17 protein-coding genes are annotated in these 17,008 nt (G+C 63.6%); 12 read left to right on the top strand and 5 right to left on the bottom strand.

Going from position 1 to position 17,008, the window contains the following annotated elements:
* Positions 1-76 precede the first annotated feature (76 nt).
* The 4 genes from ung to GYH34_RS15595 all read left to right on the top strand — a co-directional run bounded on the left by ung (position 77) and on the right by GYH34_RS15595 (position 3,327).
* Positions 77-742 carry a uracil-DNA glycosylase gene (gene ung, locus GYH34_RS15615; protein ID WP_161914386.1) on the top strand — a complete coding sequence of 222 codons (666 nt, stop codon included), beginning with the start codon at positions 77-79 and terminating at the stop codon, positions 740-742.
* A gap of 290 nt (positions 743-1,032) precedes the next feature.
* Positions 1,033-1,197: a hypothetical protein gene (locus GYH34_RS15610; RefSeq protein WP_161914385.1), complete on the top strand. Its 165-nt coding sequence runs from the start codon at positions 1,033-1,035 to the stop codon at positions 1,195-1,197.
* A gap of 266 nt (positions 1,198-1,463) precedes the next feature.
* Positions 1,464-2,534, top strand: a complete 1,071-nt coding sequence (locus tag GYH34_RS15600; RefSeq protein ID WP_161914384.1) for a phosphatase PAP2 family protein — start codon at positions 1,464-1,466, stop codon at positions 2,532-2,534.
* Between the two features lie 265 nt (positions 2,535-2,799).
* Positions 2,800-3,327: a hypothetical protein gene (locus GYH34_RS15595; protein WP_161914383.1), complete on the top strand. Its 528-nt coding sequence runs from the start codon at positions 2,800-2,802 to the stop codon at positions 3,325-3,327.
* 100 nt (positions 3,328-3,427) lie between these two features.
* Here GYH34_RS15595 and GYH34_RS15590 read toward each other — a convergent pair whose 3' ends face one another.
* The 4 genes from GYH34_RS15590 to recF form a co-directional block, all read right to left on the bottom strand.
* Positions 3,428-3,685 carry a hypothetical protein gene (locus GYH34_RS15590; protein WP_161914382.1) on the bottom strand — a complete coding sequence of 86 codons (258 nt, stop codon included), beginning with the start codon at positions 3,683-3,685 and terminating at the stop codon, positions 3,428-3,430.
* A gap of 63 nt (positions 3,686-3,748) precedes the next feature.
* Complete coding sequence (locus tag GYH34_RS15585) at positions 3,749-4,558, bottom strand: GDSL-type esterase/lipase family protein (RefSeq protein ID WP_244635149.1); 810 nt, start codon at positions 4,556-4,558, stop codon at positions 3,749-3,751.
* Positions 4,513-5,613 carry an OpgC domain-containing protein gene (locus GYH34_RS15580; RefSeq protein ID WP_161914380.1) on the bottom strand — a complete coding sequence of 367 codons (1,101 nt, stop codon included), beginning with the start codon at positions 5,611-5,613 and terminating at the stop codon, positions 4,513-4,515. Before GYH34_RS15580 ends, GYH34_RS15585 begins: the two co-directional genes overlap by 46 nt.
* Positions 5,614-5,824: 211 nt before the next feature.
* Positions 5,825-6,988 carry a DNA replication/repair protein RecF gene (gene recF, locus GYH34_RS15575; protein WP_244635148.1) on the bottom strand — a complete coding sequence of 388 codons (1,164 nt, stop codon included), beginning with the start codon at positions 6,986-6,988 and terminating at the stop codon, positions 5,825-5,827.
* Positions 6,989-7,275: 287 nt separating this feature from the next.
* On the opposite strand from recF, the gene GYH34_RS15570 reads away from it, so the two are divergent.
* Positions 7,276-10,296: a type ISP restriction/modification enzyme gene (locus tag GYH34_RS15570; RefSeq protein ID WP_161914379.1), complete on the top strand. Its 3,021-nt coding sequence runs from the start codon at positions 7,276-7,278 to the stop codon at positions 10,294-10,296.
* A 24-nt stretch (positions 10,297-10,320) separates the two neighbouring features.
* Complete coding sequence (locus tag GYH34_RS15565; protein WP_161914378.1) at positions 10,321-10,596, top strand: hypothetical protein; 276 nt, start codon at positions 10,321-10,323, stop codon at positions 10,594-10,596.
* A 27-nt stretch (positions 10,597-10,623) separates the two neighbouring features.
* Here GYH34_RS15565 and GYH34_RS15560 read toward each other — a convergent pair whose 3' ends face one another.
* A complete protein-coding gene (locus tag GYH34_RS15560; protein ID WP_161914377.1) occupies positions 10,624-11,034 on the bottom strand; it encodes a hypothetical protein in 411 nt (136 codons plus the stop codon).
* Positions 11,035-11,240: 206 nt separating this feature from the next.
* On the opposite strand from GYH34_RS15560, the gene coaBC reads away from it, so the two are divergent.
* The 6 genes from coaBC (at position 11,241) to dnaA (ending at position 17,006) form a co-directional block, all read left to right on the top strand.
* Positions 11,241-12,491 (top strand): bifunctional phosphopantothenoylcysteine decarboxylase/phosphopantothenate--cysteine ligase CoaBC, encoded by a 1,251-nt coding sequence (coaBC, locus tag GYH34_RS15555; protein ID WP_161914376.1) that lies wholly within the window; start codon positions 11,241-11,243, stop codon positions 12,489-12,491.
* Complete coding sequence (gene dut / locus GYH34_RS15550) at positions 12,488-12,958, top strand: dUTP diphosphatase (RefSeq protein WP_161914375.1); 471 nt, start codon at positions 12,488-12,490, stop codon at positions 12,956-12,958. The genes coaBC and dut overlap by 4 nt, the downstream gene beginning before the upstream one ends.
* Complete coding sequence (locus GYH34_RS15545; protein ID WP_161914374.1) at positions 12,955-13,401, top strand: Rrf2 family transcriptional regulator; 447 nt, start codon at positions 12,955-12,957, stop codon at positions 13,399-13,401. Before dut ends, GYH34_RS15545 begins: the two co-directional genes overlap by 4 nt.
* 33 nt (positions 13,402-13,434) lie before the next feature.
* Positions 13,435-14,208 carry an enoyl-CoA hydratase gene (locus GYH34_RS15540; RefSeq protein WP_161914373.1) on the top strand — a complete coding sequence of 258 codons (774 nt, stop codon included), beginning with the start codon at positions 13,435-13,437 and terminating at the stop codon, positions 14,206-14,208.
* A gap of 138 nt (positions 14,209-14,346) precedes the next feature.
* Complete coding sequence (gene rpsT, locus GYH34_RS15535; protein ID WP_161914372.1) at positions 14,347-14,613, top strand: 30S ribosomal protein S20; 267 nt, start codon at positions 14,347-14,349, stop codon at positions 14,611-14,613.
* 905 nt (positions 14,614-15,518) lie between these two features.
* A complete protein-coding gene (gene dnaA, locus GYH34_RS15530) occupies positions 15,519-17,006 on the top strand; it encodes a chromosomal replication initiator protein DnaA (RefSeq protein ID WP_161914371.1) in 1,488 nt (495 codons plus the stop codon).
* Positions 17,007-17,008: the final 2 nt, after the last annotated feature.

The following is a 17,008-nucleotide window of genomic DNA, read 5'->3' as shown; positions in this document are numbered from 1 at the left end:
TTTGAAACATCATTCTCGCGCTTTTGCGACACGGCCGGGTTCTCGCCCGGCGCAAACGCATGTTAGCGTGGCGGATATGAACAAACCCGTTCAAATCGACGAGAGCTGGAAGCTGCGCCTCGCGGCGGAGTTCGAGCAGCCTTATTTCGACGCATTGCGCCAATTCGTGCGCGAGGAATATGCGCGCGGTCCGGTCTATCCGCCGGCCAAGCAGATTTTCCGCGCCTTCGACGAATGTCCCTTCGACGCCGTGGAAGTGGTGATCCTCGGCCAGGATCCCTATCACGGCCGCGGCCAGGCCAATGGCCTGTGCTTCGCGGTCGGCCGCGACATTCCGCCGCCGCCTTCGCTGCAGAACATCTTCAAGGAGATCGAGAGCGACCTCGGACGGCCCGTGTCGCGCGACCCGGATCTCTCGCGCTGGGCGCAACAGGGCGTGCTGCTGCTCAACGCCACGCTCACCGTGCGCGACAGCGCCGCCGGCTCGCATCAGGGCAAGGGCTGGGAGCGCTTCACCGACGCCGCCGTGCAGGCGCTCTCGCGCGAGCGCGAGGGAATCGTCTTCCTGCTCTGGGGCAATTATGCGCGGCAGAAGGGCGCGGGCGTCGATCGCTCGCGGCATCTCGTGCTCGAGAGCGCGCATCCCTCGCCGCTGTCGGCGCGCGGCTTCTTCGGCTGCAAGCATTTTTCGAAAGCGAACGCCTATCTGGTCGCGCAGGGGCGGACGCCAATCGACTGGTGAGGCGACGCCAGCGTCGGTGAAGCGAGCGCTTCTCCTGTATTGTCGGCAAGAGCCGAACGGGTTCTCAGGTCTATTAGGGGAATGAAATCATGAAGTGTTTTTCACATTCGGATGTCGACGCGGTCGGCGTCTGCAAATCTTGCGGAAAAGGCGTGTGTCACTCGTGCGCGCGGGTCGAGAGCAATGGCGTGGTATGCTCGGACGCTTGCGCGCAATCGTGGATGGATATGTTCACGCTCCAAGAAAACACGCGCCAGATTCAGAAAAGATTCCAGAAGAGCGGGGCCTCGATGAAGACCCCGATCGCGACAGGAGCGATCGGCGGCATCCTGGCGGCGATGGGGCTGGCCTTCATCGTTACAGGAGACGCCAAGGGCCAGCCCCTCGTCATCATGGGCTCGGGGCTTCTGGCCATCAGCGTCGTGCTCGCCGTGCTACGCCGTTCTTTGCGATAGAGCGCGCGGCTTTTGCGGCTGCAGGCATTTTTCCAAGGCGAACGGCTATCTCGAATCGAAAGGACGCGCTCCGATAGACTGGTGAGATATCTATATTACTGGAAATCATCATAAAATTAGTCGTTTACCGAAATGTAACCGCGGTTTCGTAGTCGAGTATTCATTGGAGCGCCGGCGCGAGTCGGCATATTTCAGGGGCGTTTCCGTCGCGTTCGGCGGCGCGTCTCCAAATCATTTCGAGACGCGAGCTTTCGAGCATGCATTCTATGTTCTTTTGCAAGGCTGTTCATATTTCGCGCCGATTTCACGACCTTTGTCTCGATCATTTGCGATTGCGCTTCATAGCGGTTCCATCGGCTGCCGCGCGCCTCAGCCTCGCGATGATGGCGAGCGCCTATGTCGGCGCAAAAGCGACGGGGCTGACGCTGCCATCCTTCCCGGACCCGAGCCTTTTCGTCGTCGCGGTCGTCGCTCTCGACCTCTATTGCCGCTTCGCCTCGCCGAGCTTCGTCTCGCGCGTCGCGCCGATATTCGTCTATTCGCTGATCTATATCGTGGCGACGTCGCTCGCTGGAATTTTCGCGAGCTATGCGACGCAGCGTCTCGCCATGCCGCTGCAGGACGAGCTGTTTCTCTCGCTCGATCGATGGCTCGGCGGCGATTGGCTGGCCTTCGCCCATTATGTCGACGATCGCCCGTTGTTGGCGAAGTGGCTGCGGGAAGCTTATTCGAGCATGACCATGCAGATCATCGCGCCGGTGGTTCTGCTGGTCGCGCTCGAGCGTATCGGCGAATTGCGCGTCTATCTTCTCGCATTCGCGATCGCGCTCACGGCGACGATCGTCATCGCCGCCTTCCTGCCGGCCTCGAGCGCCGTCACTCTCGTCGACGATTCTCTGTTTCATGAGCTTCGCTTCGGCGGTCGGACGCCGCTCGATCATCTGACCCGTCTGCGCGAGTCCGCGCCGCTGAACCTCGAGAGCAGCGCGATCGGCGGCCTTCTGAGCTTTCCCTCCTTTCACGCCGTAGTCGGCGCGTTGACGCCGCTGAGCCTGCGAACCGTGCGCCCGGCCTTCTATTTCTTATGCGTCGTCGATATCGCTCTGATGGTGGGAACGGTGACGGAAGGCGGGCATTATTTCGTGGACCCGGTCGCTGGAGTCGCGCTCGCCTATCTGTCCTATCGAATGGCGCAGCGCATAGAGGGGCGACGGATCGGTCCTTTCCGTGTATCGGCGATACGATTGAATATCGCGCCGAGCGTCTCACGATCGAGGGCGCGCATCCGTCGCTTTGCCTCGCGCTCGAGCAGTGAGGGCGGCGCGGAAGTTGCTTGAGGATTGGTGAGGAGCGACAAATGTCGTCGCGTGGATCGAAAGCCGACATTTTTGTCGGTTCCGCGGCTGCGCCTTCTGGACCGGACGATCTCGCGCGAGCTTTCGAGAGTCGTCCCCTAATCTTTCTTCCATGATCGAGCCTGCGACGCGTCAGCGTCCGCTTCGGCGCGCCTGCTCCGGCGCGAACGCCGTCGCGACTGCCTCTTCTCAATCGACCGTCACGGTCTCGAATGTTTCGAGAAGGGGCGGATAGCGAAAGCCGAACATGACGTCTATCGAAACGACCGCCTTCCAGCGCCTGGAGGCAGAAGGCCGGCTGTTGAAGCCCAGCCACAAGGGAGCGACGCATCACGCCGGCCGCTTCGGCTTTCGCGGCGAATTCGCCGTCACGCTCGATCCGCTGCTCGCATTGGAAGGCGTTCACGCCACTGCGCAGGAAGGCGAGGCGGGGCTGTCGTTTCTCGCCGGATCGCTCGCCTCTTATCGTGAGCTTCCCGCTCTCGTCGCAGCGCTCGGCGCGAGCGCGAAGCCGGAGGGCAAATATTTCATCTATGTCTCCGATCTCGACCGCGCTTCGCGCTATGAGATCAGCATAGACGGCGTGCCGCTCTATGTTCTGCCGATCGACGACACCTCCGTCTACAATGAGCTGATCGAGCTTCTCTATCTCGATAAGACGAAGATGAAGAAATATGACACGGCCGAAAAGATCGACACGCTCGCCGATGGCGCGGCCAAGTATGATCAGCGCTTCGAGGTCATCAGCTTCGAGGAAGGGCTGAAGCGGCTCTGAGCTTTCGTTGCAAAGTCGGCGCGGCGGCTTTCGCCGGGCGCCGACATGCGCGCCAAATGCTCCATTATGCGGGGATAGCCGATTGTCGTGATTTTGCGTGTTAACGGAGCGTCTCGCCTCGACCCAATCCTACGTCCGAAAGCCCGGCAGCCAATCGTGCGATAGAATTCTTATCGAGGTAGAATTCATCCACGCTTCCAGCTCCGCTGATATTCAGCACGCCAAAAATCCCATCTTCATTTTGGCGGCATTCTAAAGTGATGCAGAATGGCGCTTTGCTGATATCAATTCTCTTCACGAGCTCGCCTTCGAAGCGCGCGCTGCCCAAAAGCTTACAGAAGAACGCTTTCCAGTCCACTTCCTTGGCCTCCTGTCGGGAAAACGAGTGTGTCGAAAAGATGCGCTCTCCGTCGATGAAGCGTCAATTCCCGCTCGGGCGCCGCTTGGCGAACACGCCGACGATCACCGCGCGCGCGATATGCTCGGCCATGCATTGATAGCCGAGATCGTTGAGGTGGAAATTGTCGCGCGCCATCATTTGCAGATTGGCGTGGTTCTGCGCGATGAAGCGCATCGCGTCATAGCGGCGCACATAGGCGACGTTCTCCGCCGTCGCCACGCGCTGCAGCGCATTTCGGATCGCGAAATATTCCTCGTCTCGCGAGAAGCGCGAGCTATATTGCAGGCCGACGAGAACGACGTCGATCTCATTGGCCTTCAGCCAGCGTATCGTCGAGCGCACCGTATTCTCGAACTCGTCCGGCGCGATGCGCACCAGCGCGTCATTGGTGCCGAGCTGCCAGAGCAGGAGATCGGGCTTCTCCCGCGCTACCTCGCTCTTGATGCGCTCGGCGGTGACGGCCGCCACTTCGCCGGCGACGCCGCGATTTTCGACGACCACATCGACGCCTTTCAGCGCGCCCTCGAGAATGGCCTCGAGCTGAGCCGGATAGCTTTTGGCGTCCGAGGAGGCGCCGACGCCGGAAGTGGAGGAGGAGCCGATGGCGAGAATGCGCGCCGATTTGCGGTCGCGCAGCGCCTTCGCGAAATGCGGCAGCATGGCGGGCGCGGCTATGTCGCCCGCCGGCGCCTCGCAGGCGGGACTGAGCGGCGGCGCGGCCTCCGGCGGCGCGGAGTCTGGCGCGCGTTCTTGCGCGCAGGCGAGCGACGCCGCGAGCGCCAGCGCTACGCCGGAGCCCGCGCCGATTTTGCCCGCAACCTTTCGCGCCATTCCGAAGCCCATGCGGTCGCCCCCATCGCAGCGATGCCGAACATAACGATAAAAGCGTCGCTTACAACATCCCCGCTATAGGCGAAGCGGAAGATCTGCCCGGCGAGGCTCAGCAGCGACCCGGCGCAGAATACATTGAGCGAATTGCGGCCGAGCGCAGAAAGAAAATCCGCGATGCGCGGAACGCCTCGCGAGATCGCGGCAAAAGCGCCCGCGAAGACCGCGACAATGGCCAGATTGGAGAGCAGCCGCGCCGGCGAGAGAAAGGTCTTGTCGAAGACGAAGAACAGCTTGGGCTCCGGCAGAGCGATCGGCGAGGGATCGAATTCCGTCCGCGCCGCAACGACGCCGAGCAGCACGAGCGGCAGCGCCGCCCACCACAGAGGCTTGCGATAGCGGCGAACGAGGCCGCCGATTCCATCCTCGCCGGCGAGCAGAAAGCCGAGCACGAAGACGAGCTGCCAGGCCAGCGGATCGAAGAACCAGGCGCCCTCCACCGGCCACGTCGGGAAATTGACGCCGAAGGCCAGCGCATAGGCCCAGATGGCGAGCGAGGCCGGCAGCAGCAGCGCTCGCGCATGGCGATATGAGAGGGCGATCAGCGGCGAGGCCAGCATCAGCACGACATAGAGCGGCAGAATGTCGAAATAGCCGAGCTGAAAGGTCAGCAGCACGAGGCCGAGATTGGCGCGCACCGGATCGGTGAAAATGCCCGAGGCGTTGTTCCAGTCCAGCAGAAAGGGCGCGTCCAGCAGCAGCGAGGCGCCGGCCTGCAGCGCGACGGCCAATTGCGCGATCACGAGCTGCGCCAGATAGACGGTGAAGGCGCGCCCCTCGAGCCGCAGGATCAGATAGCGCGCCGAGAGCGTCCGCGCCGGCCCGTCCACCAGCTTGCGCAGCGCCCAGCCGGCGAGAAAAACGAACAGCTCCGCCGAATCGGAGATCGCCACATTGCGGAAGGTGAAGCGCTCGAAAAAAATCCCCGGAATATGATTGATGAAAATGGTGACGAGAGCGAAGCCGCGCCAAAAATCGATTTCATTCGGCTCGCGCATGCGCTTCTTCGATGGTTCGGCGGCTACGTTTTCCCCCGGACTCTAGCGCGCTTTCCGATCGAACGGAATCGTTCGATCGATCAGAATTCGCGCCTAACGAGAGAAGTTTAGAGCGCTATCCGATCCAATTGGATCGGATAGCGCTCTAGGGACCGGGGCGCGTCTGTTCAGGGCCTCGAATGCGGCCTTTTTTGGGAGCTTCGCGAAAGACTCACATCGCGCTCTCGATGCGCCCAGGAAAGACGCGCAGCAGCTGCGCGCGGCCGCCGAGCGTGGCGAACACGTCAGGGTCGGCGCCCGTCATCCACACTTGCCCGCCGATGCGCGCAAGCTCGGCGTAGAGCGCCTCGCGGCGCAGCGGATCGAAATGCGCCGCCACCTCGTCCAGCAGCAGCAGCGGCGCGCGGCCTGTGGTCGCCGCCACCAGCCTCGCATGGGCGAGAACGAGACCGGCCAGCAGCGCCTTCTGCTCGCCGGTGGAGCAGGCGCGCGCCGCCTCGTCCTTTGGGCCGTGGCGCACGGATAGATCGCTCGCCTGCGGGCCTTCCAGCGTGCGGCCGGCGGCGGCGTCGCGGCGGCGTGCGGCGGCGAGGCGCGCGCGATAGCGATCCTCCACCTGCAGCGCGGGCTCCTCGCCGATCATGCGCTCCAGCTCCCCCTCTATCGAAACCTCGGCCCAGGGAAAGGGCGAGCTGTCGTCGCGCTCTCTCGCGATGAGCGCGCGCAGCCGCAGCACGGTCTCGCCCCGCGCCGCGGCGACGGCGACGCCGAGCGCGGCGATCTCGCGCTCGGCGGCGTCCAGCCAGCGGGCGTCGGCGGTCTCCTCGGCGAGCAGGCGGTTGCGATTGCGCAGAGCGCGCTCGAGCTTGGCCGCGCGCGCGCCATGCTCGGCGTCGAGGCTGAGCGCCAGCCGATCCAGAAAGCGCCGCCGATCGCCCGCTGGCCCGGCGAACAGCCCGTCCATCGCGGGGGTGAGCCACAGCGGGCGCAGATGATCGGCGAAAGCGCGGGCGGAGGAGACCGGCGCCCTGTCGATGCGAAAGCGCCGCGCCGCGCTCTGCTCGCCGCTGGCCGGCTCCAGCCCATGGCCGAGCTGCGTGACGACGCCATCGGCGGAAAGCTCGATCGAGACGGCGAAACCGCCGGAGCCCTGCCGCCGCGCGCAATCGGAAAGCTCGGCCCCGCGCAGCCCGCGCCCGGCCGAGAACAGCGACAGCGCCTCGAGAATATTGGTCTTGCCGGCCCCATTCTCGCCGGTGAGCGCCACCAGCGGCGCCTCTATCGCGCAATCCAGCGCAGCATAGGAGCGATAATCGGCGAGCTGCAGCCGCTGCGCCATGGGGGCGAGAATCGCGGGGGAGGGGCCGGACGTCATGCGGGACGCTTTGCCACGGCGGGGGGCGGAGGGCTAGCGGGGGAGGGGGGCGATCGGCTTCACACCCTCCCGAAAAGCGGCTTTATTGCCCACGCGGAGGAGCAATGGACACCCGATTCGACGATTACCTGAAAAAATTGCGCGAGACCCCACTCGAGAAGCAGACCGAATTTACCGGACGCTCGGCCCTCGAAGCCTTGCTCGAGCGCTTCGCCCATGAGGCGTCGCAAAGGGGTCTGAAGGTCCATCAGGAGACGAAGGGCGGCGAGCAGGGGCGGCCGGATTTCATGGTCGCCCGCGCCGGGATGATCCTCGGCTATGTCGAGGTCAAGGAGATCGGCGAGAACCTCGACAAAATCCTGAAGACCGACCAGATCAAGCGCTATTGCAAGCTCTCGGACAACATCATCGTTTCGGACTATCTCCAATTTCTCTGGATCGACAAGACCGCCAAGCTGCGCGCCCGCGCGGTTCTCGCCTTTCCGTCCGATCTCGAGAGCCGCAAGCTTCGCGTCGATCCGCAAAAGGCGGCCGAGGTCGGCAAGCTCCTCTCGGCCTTCTTCTCCACCGCTCCGCAGGGCGTGGCCCACTCCGAGCAGCTCGCGATAGAGCTGGCGACGCGCGCGCGGCTGCTGCGCGACTTTCTCGAGGAGGAGCTGCTTCGACAGTCGAAGGAGCACAGGGAAGGCCGGCTCCACGCGCTCTATGAAGTGTTCCGTCAGCAGGTGTTCCACGAATTGGAGCTGAAGGAATTCGCCGACGCTTTCGCGCAAATGCTCGCCTATGGCCTGTTTCTCGCGCGGCTCAACGCCGATGCGAATGAGAAGGTCACGCTGGAGAATGTTCGGCGCTTCATTCCCGGCTCCTTCCGGCTGATACGGGAGCTGGTGCGCTTCCTCGAGGAGATGAACGAGGCGGAATATGAGGAGGCCCGCTGGGTCGTCGATGAAATCCTCTCCATCGTCAACGGGCTCGATCTAACCGCCGTTCATTCCGATCTGTCGTTCCGGCGGCGCAAGGCGATCAGCCGCAAGGTCCGCGCGCAGGACGAGGAGGAGCATCGGCTCTTCGAGCGCGATCCTTTCATCTATTTTTACGAGGACTTCCTCAAAGCCTATGACAAGGAGACGCGCAAGGCGCGCGGCGTCTATTACACGCCGCCGCCGATCGTGAATTTCATCGTCCGCGCGGTCGACGATATTTTGAAGAGCGAGTTCGGCATCGCCGACGGCCTCGCCGATCACGAGCGCGTGACCGTGCTGGACTTCGCCTGCGGCACGGGGACGTTTCTGCTCGAAGTGTTCGAGCGCATCTTCGAAACGATCGGCGGCGCCGACGTCGGCAAGGCGAAGAAGGTCGTCCGCGAGCATATTCTGCGCAATATCTTCGGCTTCGAATATCTGATCGCTCCCTATACGATCGCGCATTTGAAGCTATCGCAATATCTCAAGGACAAGGGGCACGAGCTGCACGCCGACGAGCGGCTGCAGGTGTTTTTGACCAATACGCTGGAGCCGGTGGAGCCGCAGGCCAATCTTCTCCTTCCCGCCATCACCGAAGAGGTGAAGGCAGCGCAGCAAGTGAAGGATCAGAAAATTTTGGTGATTACCGGAAATCCACCCTATTCGGGCCACTCCAGAAACAAAGGCGCTTGGATCAGCCAGGAAATAAATTCATATAAGTTCACTATTGAGGCGGATGCGGATGGTCGTGAGTTCAAAAAGCCCCTCGGAGAGCGCAATCTCAAGTGGCTAAACGACGATTATGTGAAGTTCATACGATTTGCGCAAGCGAAGATGGACGCCGTTGATGAAGGAGTCGTCGGGATAATTACCAATCACTCTTGGCTCGACAATCCCACCTTCCGCGGGATGCGGCAGAGTTTAATGCGGAGCTTCAATCGAATTATAGTAATTGATCTACACGGTAGTATAAAGCCGAAAGAGCTACCCCCGGGCGGCGCTCGGAACGAAAATGTCTTCGATATTCAAAAGGGTGTCGCTTTAAGTTTCTTCATTAAAAGGTCAGGTATGGAGCGTGGCATCTGGCGTTCCGATATTTGGGGGACGCGGCTAGAAAAATATTCGGCGCTGGCTATTGGAACACTTGAAAGCGCTCACCTGAGTAGGTTGCATCCAACATGCGAGTCCTATCTATTCGCTTATCAGAATGCGGAAATTCGAACCCAATATGAATGCTTTACCTCAGTTCGAGAAATTTTTGAGACGGCAAGTGTGGGCGTTGCCACCGCGCGCGATGCTCTTACGATTCACTTTCAAAGGAAGGAACTTCTACAGACAATCGACGATTTTTCTTCACGTGAGACAGAAGACGCTAGGGAAACATATCGCCTCGGCACGGATGCAGAAGATTGGAAAGTAATGTGGGCGCAGCAGGATATTAGGTCGGCAACTGAAAAGGAAAAGCACATTGTTCATATCCTTTATCGCCCATTCGATGTTCGATGGACGTTTTATACGGGTAAATCCAACGGGTTTCACTGCCGCCCTCGCGCCGAAGCCATGCGGCATATGCGCCAGATATCCAATTTGGCTCTAATAACTTCAAGATTGACAAAGGGAGAGAATTTTCGGCACGTCCAAATAACAGAGCACATTTCTGAAGTGATCTGTATGTCTCCAGAGACTTCAAACAATGGATTTTTGTTTCCGCTTTACAAAGCTAATGATGCGAAAACAGGCGTAGAAAACTTTAAGCCCGACTTCCGGGACGACCTCGACGCCCGCTACCGACACCATTACTCTCCCGAGGAAATTCTCGGCTACATCTACGCCGTTCTACACGCCCCGACGTACCGCACGCGCTACGCCGAATTCCTCCGTCTCGACTTCCCCCGCATCCCTTTTCCAGAGAAGGCGGTCCATTTCGAAGCGCTCTCCGCCCTCGGCTGGGCGCTCGTCCAGGTCCATCTCCTGCGCGACCTGCCCCGCCGCAAGCTCGGCCAGCTCGTCGGCAAGGGCGAGGATGCGGTCGAGTTCGTCCGCTACAGCGAGGCGGAGAAAGCGGTCGCGATCAATGGCCGCCAGAGCTTCCGCCCCGTGCCGGAGGAGGTTTGGAATTTCCATATCGGCGGCTATCAGGTGATCGACAAATATCTCAAATCCCGCAAGGGTCGCACGCTCTCGCTGGACGAGATACGGCAGGTCGAGCGCATCTGCGACGCGCTCTCCTTCACCATCGACCAGATGGCGGCGATCGACCGCGCCTATCTCGCGGCCTTTCCAGACGCCGAAACCGGTGGAAAGCCCGCGCCGGCGCCTCGCGCGCGCAAGCCGAGAAAAGTATGAGTCTCCGAAAGAAGGAGAATCCGAATGGCGAAGCTTTCGCAGGCGTCGAGCCCGTCCGAGCAAGGCGATCTCTTCGCCGTCCCGGAGCCGCAATATCGGCCTGATCCGGACAAGGTGCGCCGTCGTCTCGAGCGCATACTCGCGGAAATGCGCGCCGAGGAGAAAATGGTCTGGGATTTCTCGCAGCGCGCGCTCTACGAAAAGATTTTCCCCGACATGACGCATTACCTGCCCGATGAGGAGGGCGCGCGCTACCGCGCCGACTTCGAGAAGGAATGGGAACGGCTCGCGACGGCCTGACCGAGCCTCGGCAGCATTGATCGGCCCTCACGCCCGCCCATAAACCTCCGCCCCCGCCAGCAGCCGCAGACGGAAGCTCGCCACGTCGAAGCTCGCCTCGCCGCCCGCCTCCTCTATGAGCGGCTCGGCGGCGGCGGCTTTCAGCAGATCGGGGTGGACGAGGCTGGCGCGGAGCCCGCCGCCTGGGGTCGTCCAGCCGCGCAGCGCATCGAGGCTCTGCAGGCGCAGCAGGGCGGTCACGCGCAGGTCTATGGCGACGGCGACGATATCGGCCGTGTCGGTCAGCCCGCGGCGCTCCAGCATCTCATAGAGCCGGGACGAGCGGGAGCCCGAGGCCCAGCGCTCCTCGACGGGCAGCGCGCGCAGCATGTCCATGACCTCGCCGAGCAGATCGGCCGAGATCGGAATGCGATTCACCTTGTCCAAATAGTCCGACATCCCTTCCCTCATTCCTGCGGGCGCGAATATAGACCATGGCGCCGCAAGGGGATACGGCTTCCGAGGGCGATCGGGCAGGGCCGCGACCCCACCCCGAACCGTCGCCCGGTCCGACCTTCCCTGAAGGAGGGGAGAAAGCCGCGCTCTTTCCGGGTCGCCGCGAAAAAGAGTATTCTCTTCGCCTCTCACAGCAGCGGAGCCGTCGCTTGGTTTCTTCCGATCCGCAGAGCCTCTCGGGCAAACGCATTCTGCTCGTCGTCGGCGGCGGCGTCGCCGCTTATAAGTCGCTCGAGCTGGTGCGCCGGCTGCGCGAGCGCGGCGCCTTCGTGCGCGTCGTGCTCACCGCGGCGGCGGCGCGTTTCGTCACGCCGCTGTCCTTCGCCAGCCTCTCCGGCGAGCGCGTCTACGAGGACCTCTTCTCGCTCACCGACGAGCAGGAGATGGGCCATATCCGGCTCTCGCGGGAGGCCGATCTCGTCGTGGTCGCGCCGGCGACGGCGCATCTCCTGGCGCGCATGGCGCAGGGGCTCGCCGATGATCTGGCGACGACGCTGCTGCTCGCCACCGACAAAAGGGCGCTGCTGGCGCCGGCGATGAATCTGCGCATGTGGCTGCATCCGGCGACGCAGCGCAATGTCGCGACCTTGCGTGGCGACGGCGCGCTCTTCGTCGGGCCGGACGATGGCGAGATGGCCTGCGGCGAATATGGCCCCGGCCGCATGGCGGAGCCGCTCGCCATCGTCGCCGCCTTAGAGACGGCGCTACGCGGGGACACGGTTCTGCCGCTTTCCTTGGCAGGGCGGGGGCCGCTCGCCGGGCGCCATGTGCTCGTCACCTCCGGGCCGACGCGCGAGCCGATCGATCCGGCGCGCTTTCTCTCCAACCGCTCCTCCGGCAAGCAGGGCCACGCCATCGCTGCGGCCGCGGCGCAGGCCGGCGCGCGCGTCACTCTGGTCAGCGGCCCGGTCGAGATCGCCGATCCGACAGGCGTCGCCACGCGCCATGTCGAGACGGCGCAGCAAATGCTCGAGGCGGTGGAGGCGGCTCTGCCGGCGGATATTTTCATCGGCGCCGCGGCCGTCGCCGATTGGCGCGTCGAGCCCTCCGCCGACAAGATCAAGAAGGGCGCCTCGCGCGCGCCGCCGACGCTCGTTCTGCGCGAGAATCCCGATATTCTCGCCAGCGTCGCGCAGAGGCGCGAGGGGCGGCCGGCGCTGGTCGTCGGCTTCGCGGCGGAAACGCGCGACGTGCTCCTCCATGCGCAGGAGAAGCTGGCGCGCAAGGGTTGCGATCTCATCGTCGCCAATGACGTCGGCGTCGGCGTCTTCGGCGCGGACAGCAATGAGGTTCACCTCGTCTCGCGCGCCGGCGTCGCCTCCTGGCCGCGCTTGGACAAGACCGAGGTCGCGGCGCGGCTCATCGCGCATATCGCCGAAACTCTGGGAGAGACGCCGTGACCAAGATCGCCATCCGCCGCCTGTCGCATGGCGAAGGCCTGCCGCTTCCCGCCTACGCCAGCGCGGGCGCGGCGGGGCTCGACCTTCGCGCGGCGATCGCGCCCGGCGGCAAGCTGGTGCTAAAGCCCGGCGCGCGCGATCTTGTGCCGACGGGCCTCTCGCTGGCGCTGCCGCCGGGCTTTGAGGCGCAGGTGCGGCCGCGCTCCGGCCTGGCGCTGGAATTCGGCGTCAGCGTGCTCAATGCGCCCGGCACCATCGATAGCGATTATCGCGGCGAGGTGAAGGTTCTGCTGGTCAACTTCGGGACGCATCCATTCGAGATCTCGCGCGGAATGCGCATCGCGCAGCTCGTGGTGGCGCGCTACGAGCATGTCGAGCTGATCGAGACGATGGAAGCGCTGGAGGAGACGGCGCGCGGCGACGGCGGCTTCGGCTCCACGGGGGCGAGCGAGGGCGGGGACGCATGAGCCTGCTGCCGCGTCCCGCGCGTCTCGCCGTGCTGGCGGCGCTCGACATCGCTTTGCATGCGCGGTCGCGGCCGGTGTCGTCGCGTGCGCTGGCGGCGCGTCACGATCTGCCGCCGCGACATCTCGAGAGCATGCTGCAGGCCATGGTGCGCGCCGGCATTTTGAAGAGCGTGCGCGGCCCGGCCGGCGGCTATGAGCTGGCGCGTGAGCGCCGCCGCCTCAATGTGGGCGAGATCGTGCGCGTCGCTCTGCGCGCGGAGGAGGGCGCGCAGGACGGCGAGACGCCGCCTCTGCTGACGCTCGCGGTCGACCCCGTCTTCGCGGAGGCGGAGCGCCAGGCGCTCGCCAAGCTCGATACGATCACGCTGGACGAGCTGCATGGGCGCGCGGTCGCCGCGGGCCTCGGCGAGAGCGAGGCGAATGAGGGCGACTTCGAAATTTGATAGGCGCATGATAGCGGAAAGCAGGAGGCGGCCTTGGATTACGAGACGATCGAGATCGAGACGCATGATCGCGTCGCGCTGCTGCGGCTCAACCGGCCGCACGCGCTCAATGCGCTGAATGAGCGGCTGATCGGCGAGATCGCCGACGCTCTGGCCCATTTCGAGGCGGACCCTCAAATCGGCTGCGTGGTGCTGACCGGCTCGGCGGAGGCTTTCGCCGCCGGCGCCGACATTAAGGAGCTGCGCGACAAGACCGTCGCCGAAGCCTATCTCGACGATTTCCTGGCGCGTTGGGACGGCGTGGCGCGCGCGCGCAAGCCCGTCATCGCCGCCGTCGCCGGCTATGCTCTGGGCGGCGGCTGCGAGCTGGCCATGATGTGCGACTTCATCCTGGCCGCCGACACCGCCAAATTCGGCCAGCCCGAGATCAAGCTGGGCGTCATTCCCGGCTCCGGCGGCACCCAGCGGCTGGTGCGCTCCATCGGCAAATCCAAGGCGATGGAGCTGGTGCTCACCGGCCGGCTCATGGGCGCGGAGGAGGCCGAGCGCTGCGGCCTCGTCGCCCGAATCGTGCCTGCGGACAAGCTGCTGGAAGAGGCGCTGAAGAGCGCGCGGACGATCGCCGCTCTGTCGCTGCCGGCCGTGCTGATGGCCAAGGAGGCCGTCGAGCGCGCCTATGAGACGCCGCTCTCGGAAGGCGTGCGTTTCGAGCGGAGATTGTTCTATTCGCTGTTCGCGACGCAGGATCAGAAGGAGGGCATGACCGCCTTCATCGAGAAGCGGCCGCCGCGTTTCGAGCATCGTTGAACGCGCCGCTTCGGCCCTGCCATTGACGAAACGACGCCGGCCCGCGTATAAGGCCGGCGAACTGGCCGCGATTTCGCGGCCGCTTTGCTTTTTTGGGCGGCGACCCCGCCTCACGCCTCGACCGTCGAAGGAAAAAAGATGGCCAACACCAGCTCGGCCAAAAAGGCCGTCCGCAAGATCGCCCGGCGCACGGCCGTCAACCGCGCGCGTCGCAGCCAGCTGCGCACGCAGGTCCGCAAGGTCGAGGAGGCGATCGCCAGCGGCGACGCCACGACGGCCGCCGCCGTGCTCAAGAGCGTTGCGCCGGTCGTGATGCGCGCCGCGCAGCATGGCGTCATTCACAAGAACACCGCATCGCGCAAAGTCTCGCGTCTCACGGCGCGCGTGAAGGCTCTTTCGGCCTGATCTTTTCTTGCGCAAACGGCGTGTTTCGAAAGCCCGGCTCAGCCGGGCTTTTTTGCGTTCTGCGTAATATTTCGACGCGCGGGCAAACCGACTCCGCTAGTCTTCTTAGTGTGCGGTTTTTTTTTCACACGCTTTTCTTGTGCGCAGAGTACATGGTTTAAAAACAGTTAATTGCGTTAAAGGCCCGCCGCGTCGCCAGCGCTTGCCGGGCTTGACAGGCCCCGTTCGTCAACGCGCGTGCTGTAACAATACGAAGATCGCTGCGTCACGCCTCCCGCCGTCGTAAATTTTTATGAGCGACGAATCATGACTTTATCCAGGCAAAGAGCGTGACTGCGGCGGCGATGCGGCGACGTTCCGCGCATTCTGCGGCTCGACCATCGTTGCGTGCGCAAAAGCGGGCGTGTAGGTTCGAAATGTGGCGTGGCGCTGAGGAGCGGCCGTCGCTTGGATGGGTGAGTAGACGCATGTAAGCCTCCGGGTGACACCTTCTCTGCGATGGACTGCCCGACGCGTTCCACGAATGCGTCGACCACACCACGAATGCATCGGCCGATAGCCGCTAGGTGCGTTTCTGTCTGCGTATCTTCAGATCGATTATCAAGACCGCGACGGGCTTTCGCTCATCGCGGATGTAGGGGTGATGTGATGGCTTTTGGGCGGCGAGCCGACACGAGACCGAACGACGACGCAGCGCCTCGCTGCGAGTCGCGCGGTCGCAGTCGAAAGGACGGACGGAGTCCCTTCGACCTCGGCGAAAATTCCGTGGGTCCTCCGAGCCGGCCGTAAGCGTCCTCTAGAGCGTCGATCGCGCCTATCGATCGAAACCGACCATTTATCCGCTTCACTATGACGACGCTGTCGCGGCGCCGCGCCTCGACTCGTCTTCAGCGCGAAAGAAAGCCATGTCCGATAATAGCGATGACCAGTCGAATTCCAGCGAGCTGTCGGCGGAAGCCCGGCAGAAATGGGAGCGCGTGCGCGGGCGGCTGCGCGCCGAGCTCGGCGAGGCGGTCTATAGTTCCTGGTTCGCGCGGTTGGAGCTCGAAGGTCTGAAGGACGGCGCGGCGCTGCTGACGGTGCCGACGAAATTCTTGAAGAGCTGGATTCAGTCTCACTATGCGGATCGCATCCGCACGCGGCTGTGCGCCGAATTCACCTCGCTCGAGCAGATCGTGATCGACGTGCGCTCGCCGACGCGCCGTCCGCGCGCTCGTGACGCGGAAACCGTTTCCGGCGCCGTTGTCGAGAAGGCGCCGCCGGCGTCCGCCGCCCATGTCGTCGAGCGCGTGGAAGCGCCGCCCGCCAAGGCGCCGATGCGCCACGCGGCGCGCGGCGACGGCGAGTCTTTCGGCGGCTCGCCGCTCGATCGTCGTCTGTCTTTCTCCACCTTTCTCGTCGGCCCCTCCAACCAGCTCGCCTATGCGGCCGCCTGTCGCGTCGCCGACGCCCGTCCCGGCGAGCATCCGCTGTTCAATCCGCTCTACACCCATGCGGCCGTCGGACTCGGCAAGACGCATCTTCTGCAGGCGGTGGCGCGCTCGGCCAATGACAATAAGCGCCGCGTGCTCTATCTCACCGCCGAGAAGTTCATGAGCGGCTTCGTCTCCGCTCTGTCGCAGCAGAATTCGATCGCCTTCAAGGAGCGGCTGCGCAACATCGACGTGCTGATCATCGACGATGTGCAATTTCTGCAGGGCAAGTCCATTCAGCAGGAGTTCTGCCACACGCTGAACTCGCTCATCGACGCCGGCAAGCAGGTGGTCGTCGCCGCCGATCGCCCGCCCTCCGACCTCGAGACTCTCGACGAGCGCGTGCTGTCGCGCTTCAAGGGCGGGCTCTGCGTCGATATCGGCCCGCTCGACGAAGAATTGCGTATGAAGATTTTGGAGGCGCGCATCGCCGCCGCGCAGGAGGCGCAGCCCAATTTCCATGTGCCGCCGGCGGTCATGTCCTATATCGCCAAGACCATCGTCACCAATGGCCGCGATCTCGAAGGCGCCGTCAATCGCCTGCTCGCCCATTCGACGCTGAACGGCGCGCCGCTCTGCGTCGAGACGGCGGAGAACGCCATTCGCGATCTCGTGCGCAGCGCCGAGCCCAAGCGCGTCAAGATCGACGACATTCAAAAGCTCGTCGCCAGCCACTACAATATCTCGCGCGCGGATATTCTCTCCTCGCGCCGCACCGCCAATGTCGTGCGCCCGCGGCAGATCGCCATGTATCTGTCCAAGGTGCTGACGCTGCGCTCGCTGCCGGAGATCGGCCGTCGCTTCGGCGGACGCGACCACACGACCGTGCTGCACGCCGTGCGCAAGGTCGAGGAGCTCGCCTCCAAGGACAAGAGCCTGTCCGAGGTCATCGAGCTGTTGAAGCGAATGCTCGCCGAGTGAGC

It is taken from the genome of Methylosinus sp. C49 (genome assembly GCF_009936375.1).
Lineage (GTDB): Bacteria > Pseudomonadota > Alphaproteobacteria > Rhizobiales > Beijerinckiaceae > Methylosinus.
The sequence above is the reverse complement of the archived record's forward strand: the minus strand, read 5'-3'. Positions and strand labels throughout refer to the sequence as shown.

What these genes read in the sequence shown, in the direction of transcription:
- GYH34_RS15585 (WP_244635149.1), bottom strand. Translation starts at nt 4,558, where the DNA reads ATGGCGCGAAAGGTTGCGGGCAAAATCGGCGCGGGCTCCGGCGTAGCG.
- recF (WP_244635148.1), bottom strand. Translation starts at nt 6,988, where the DNA reads ATGACGTCCGGCCCCTCCCCCGCGATTCTCGCCCCCATGGCGCAGCGG.
- GYH34_RS15560 (WP_161914377.1), bottom strand. Translation starts at nt 11,034, where the DNA reads ATGTCGGACTATTTGGACAAGGTGAATCGCATTCCGATCTCGGCCGAT.
- GYH34_RS15570 (WP_161914379.1), top strand. Translation starts at nt 7,276, where the DNA reads ATGGTCGCCCGCGCCGGGATGATCCTCGGCTATGTCGAGGTCAAGGAG.
- GYH34_RS15610 (WP_161914385.1), top strand. Translation starts at nt 1,033, where the DNA reads ATGAAGACCCCGATCGCGACAGGAGCGATCGGCGGCATCCTGGCGGCG.
- ung (WP_161914386.1), top strand. Translation starts at nt 77, where the DNA reads ATGAACAAACCCGTTCAAATCGACGAGAGCTGGAAGCTGCGCCTCGCG.
- rpsT (WP_161914372.1), top strand. Translation starts at nt 14,347, where the DNA reads ATGGCCAACACCAGCTCGGCCAAAAAGGCCGTCCGCAAGATCGCCCGG.
- dnaA (WP_161914371.1), top strand. Translation starts at nt 15,519, where the DNA reads ATGTCCGATAATAGCGATGACCAGTCGAATTCCAGCGAGCTGTCGGCG.
- GYH34_RS15580 (WP_161914380.1), bottom strand. Translation starts at nt 5,613, where the DNA reads ATGCGCGAGCCGAATGAAATCGATTTTTGGCGCGGCTTCGCTCTCGTC.
- GYH34_RS15595 (WP_161914383.1), top strand. Translation starts at nt 2,800, where the DNA reads ATGACGTCTATCGAAACGACCGCCTTCCAGCGCCTGGAGGCAGAAGGC.
- GYH34_RS15545 (WP_161914374.1), top strand. Translation starts at nt 12,955, where the DNA reads ATGAGCCTGCTGCCGCGTCCCGCGCGTCTCGCCGTGCTGGCGGCGCTC.
- GYH34_RS15600 (WP_161914384.1), top strand. Translation starts at nt 1,464, where the DNA reads ATGTTCTTTTGCAAGGCTGTTCATATTTCGCGCCGATTTCACGACCTT.
- GYH34_RS15565 (WP_161914378.1), top strand. Translation starts at nt 10,321, where the DNA reads ATGGCGAAGCTTTCGCAGGCGTCGAGCCCGTCCGAGCAAGGCGATCTC.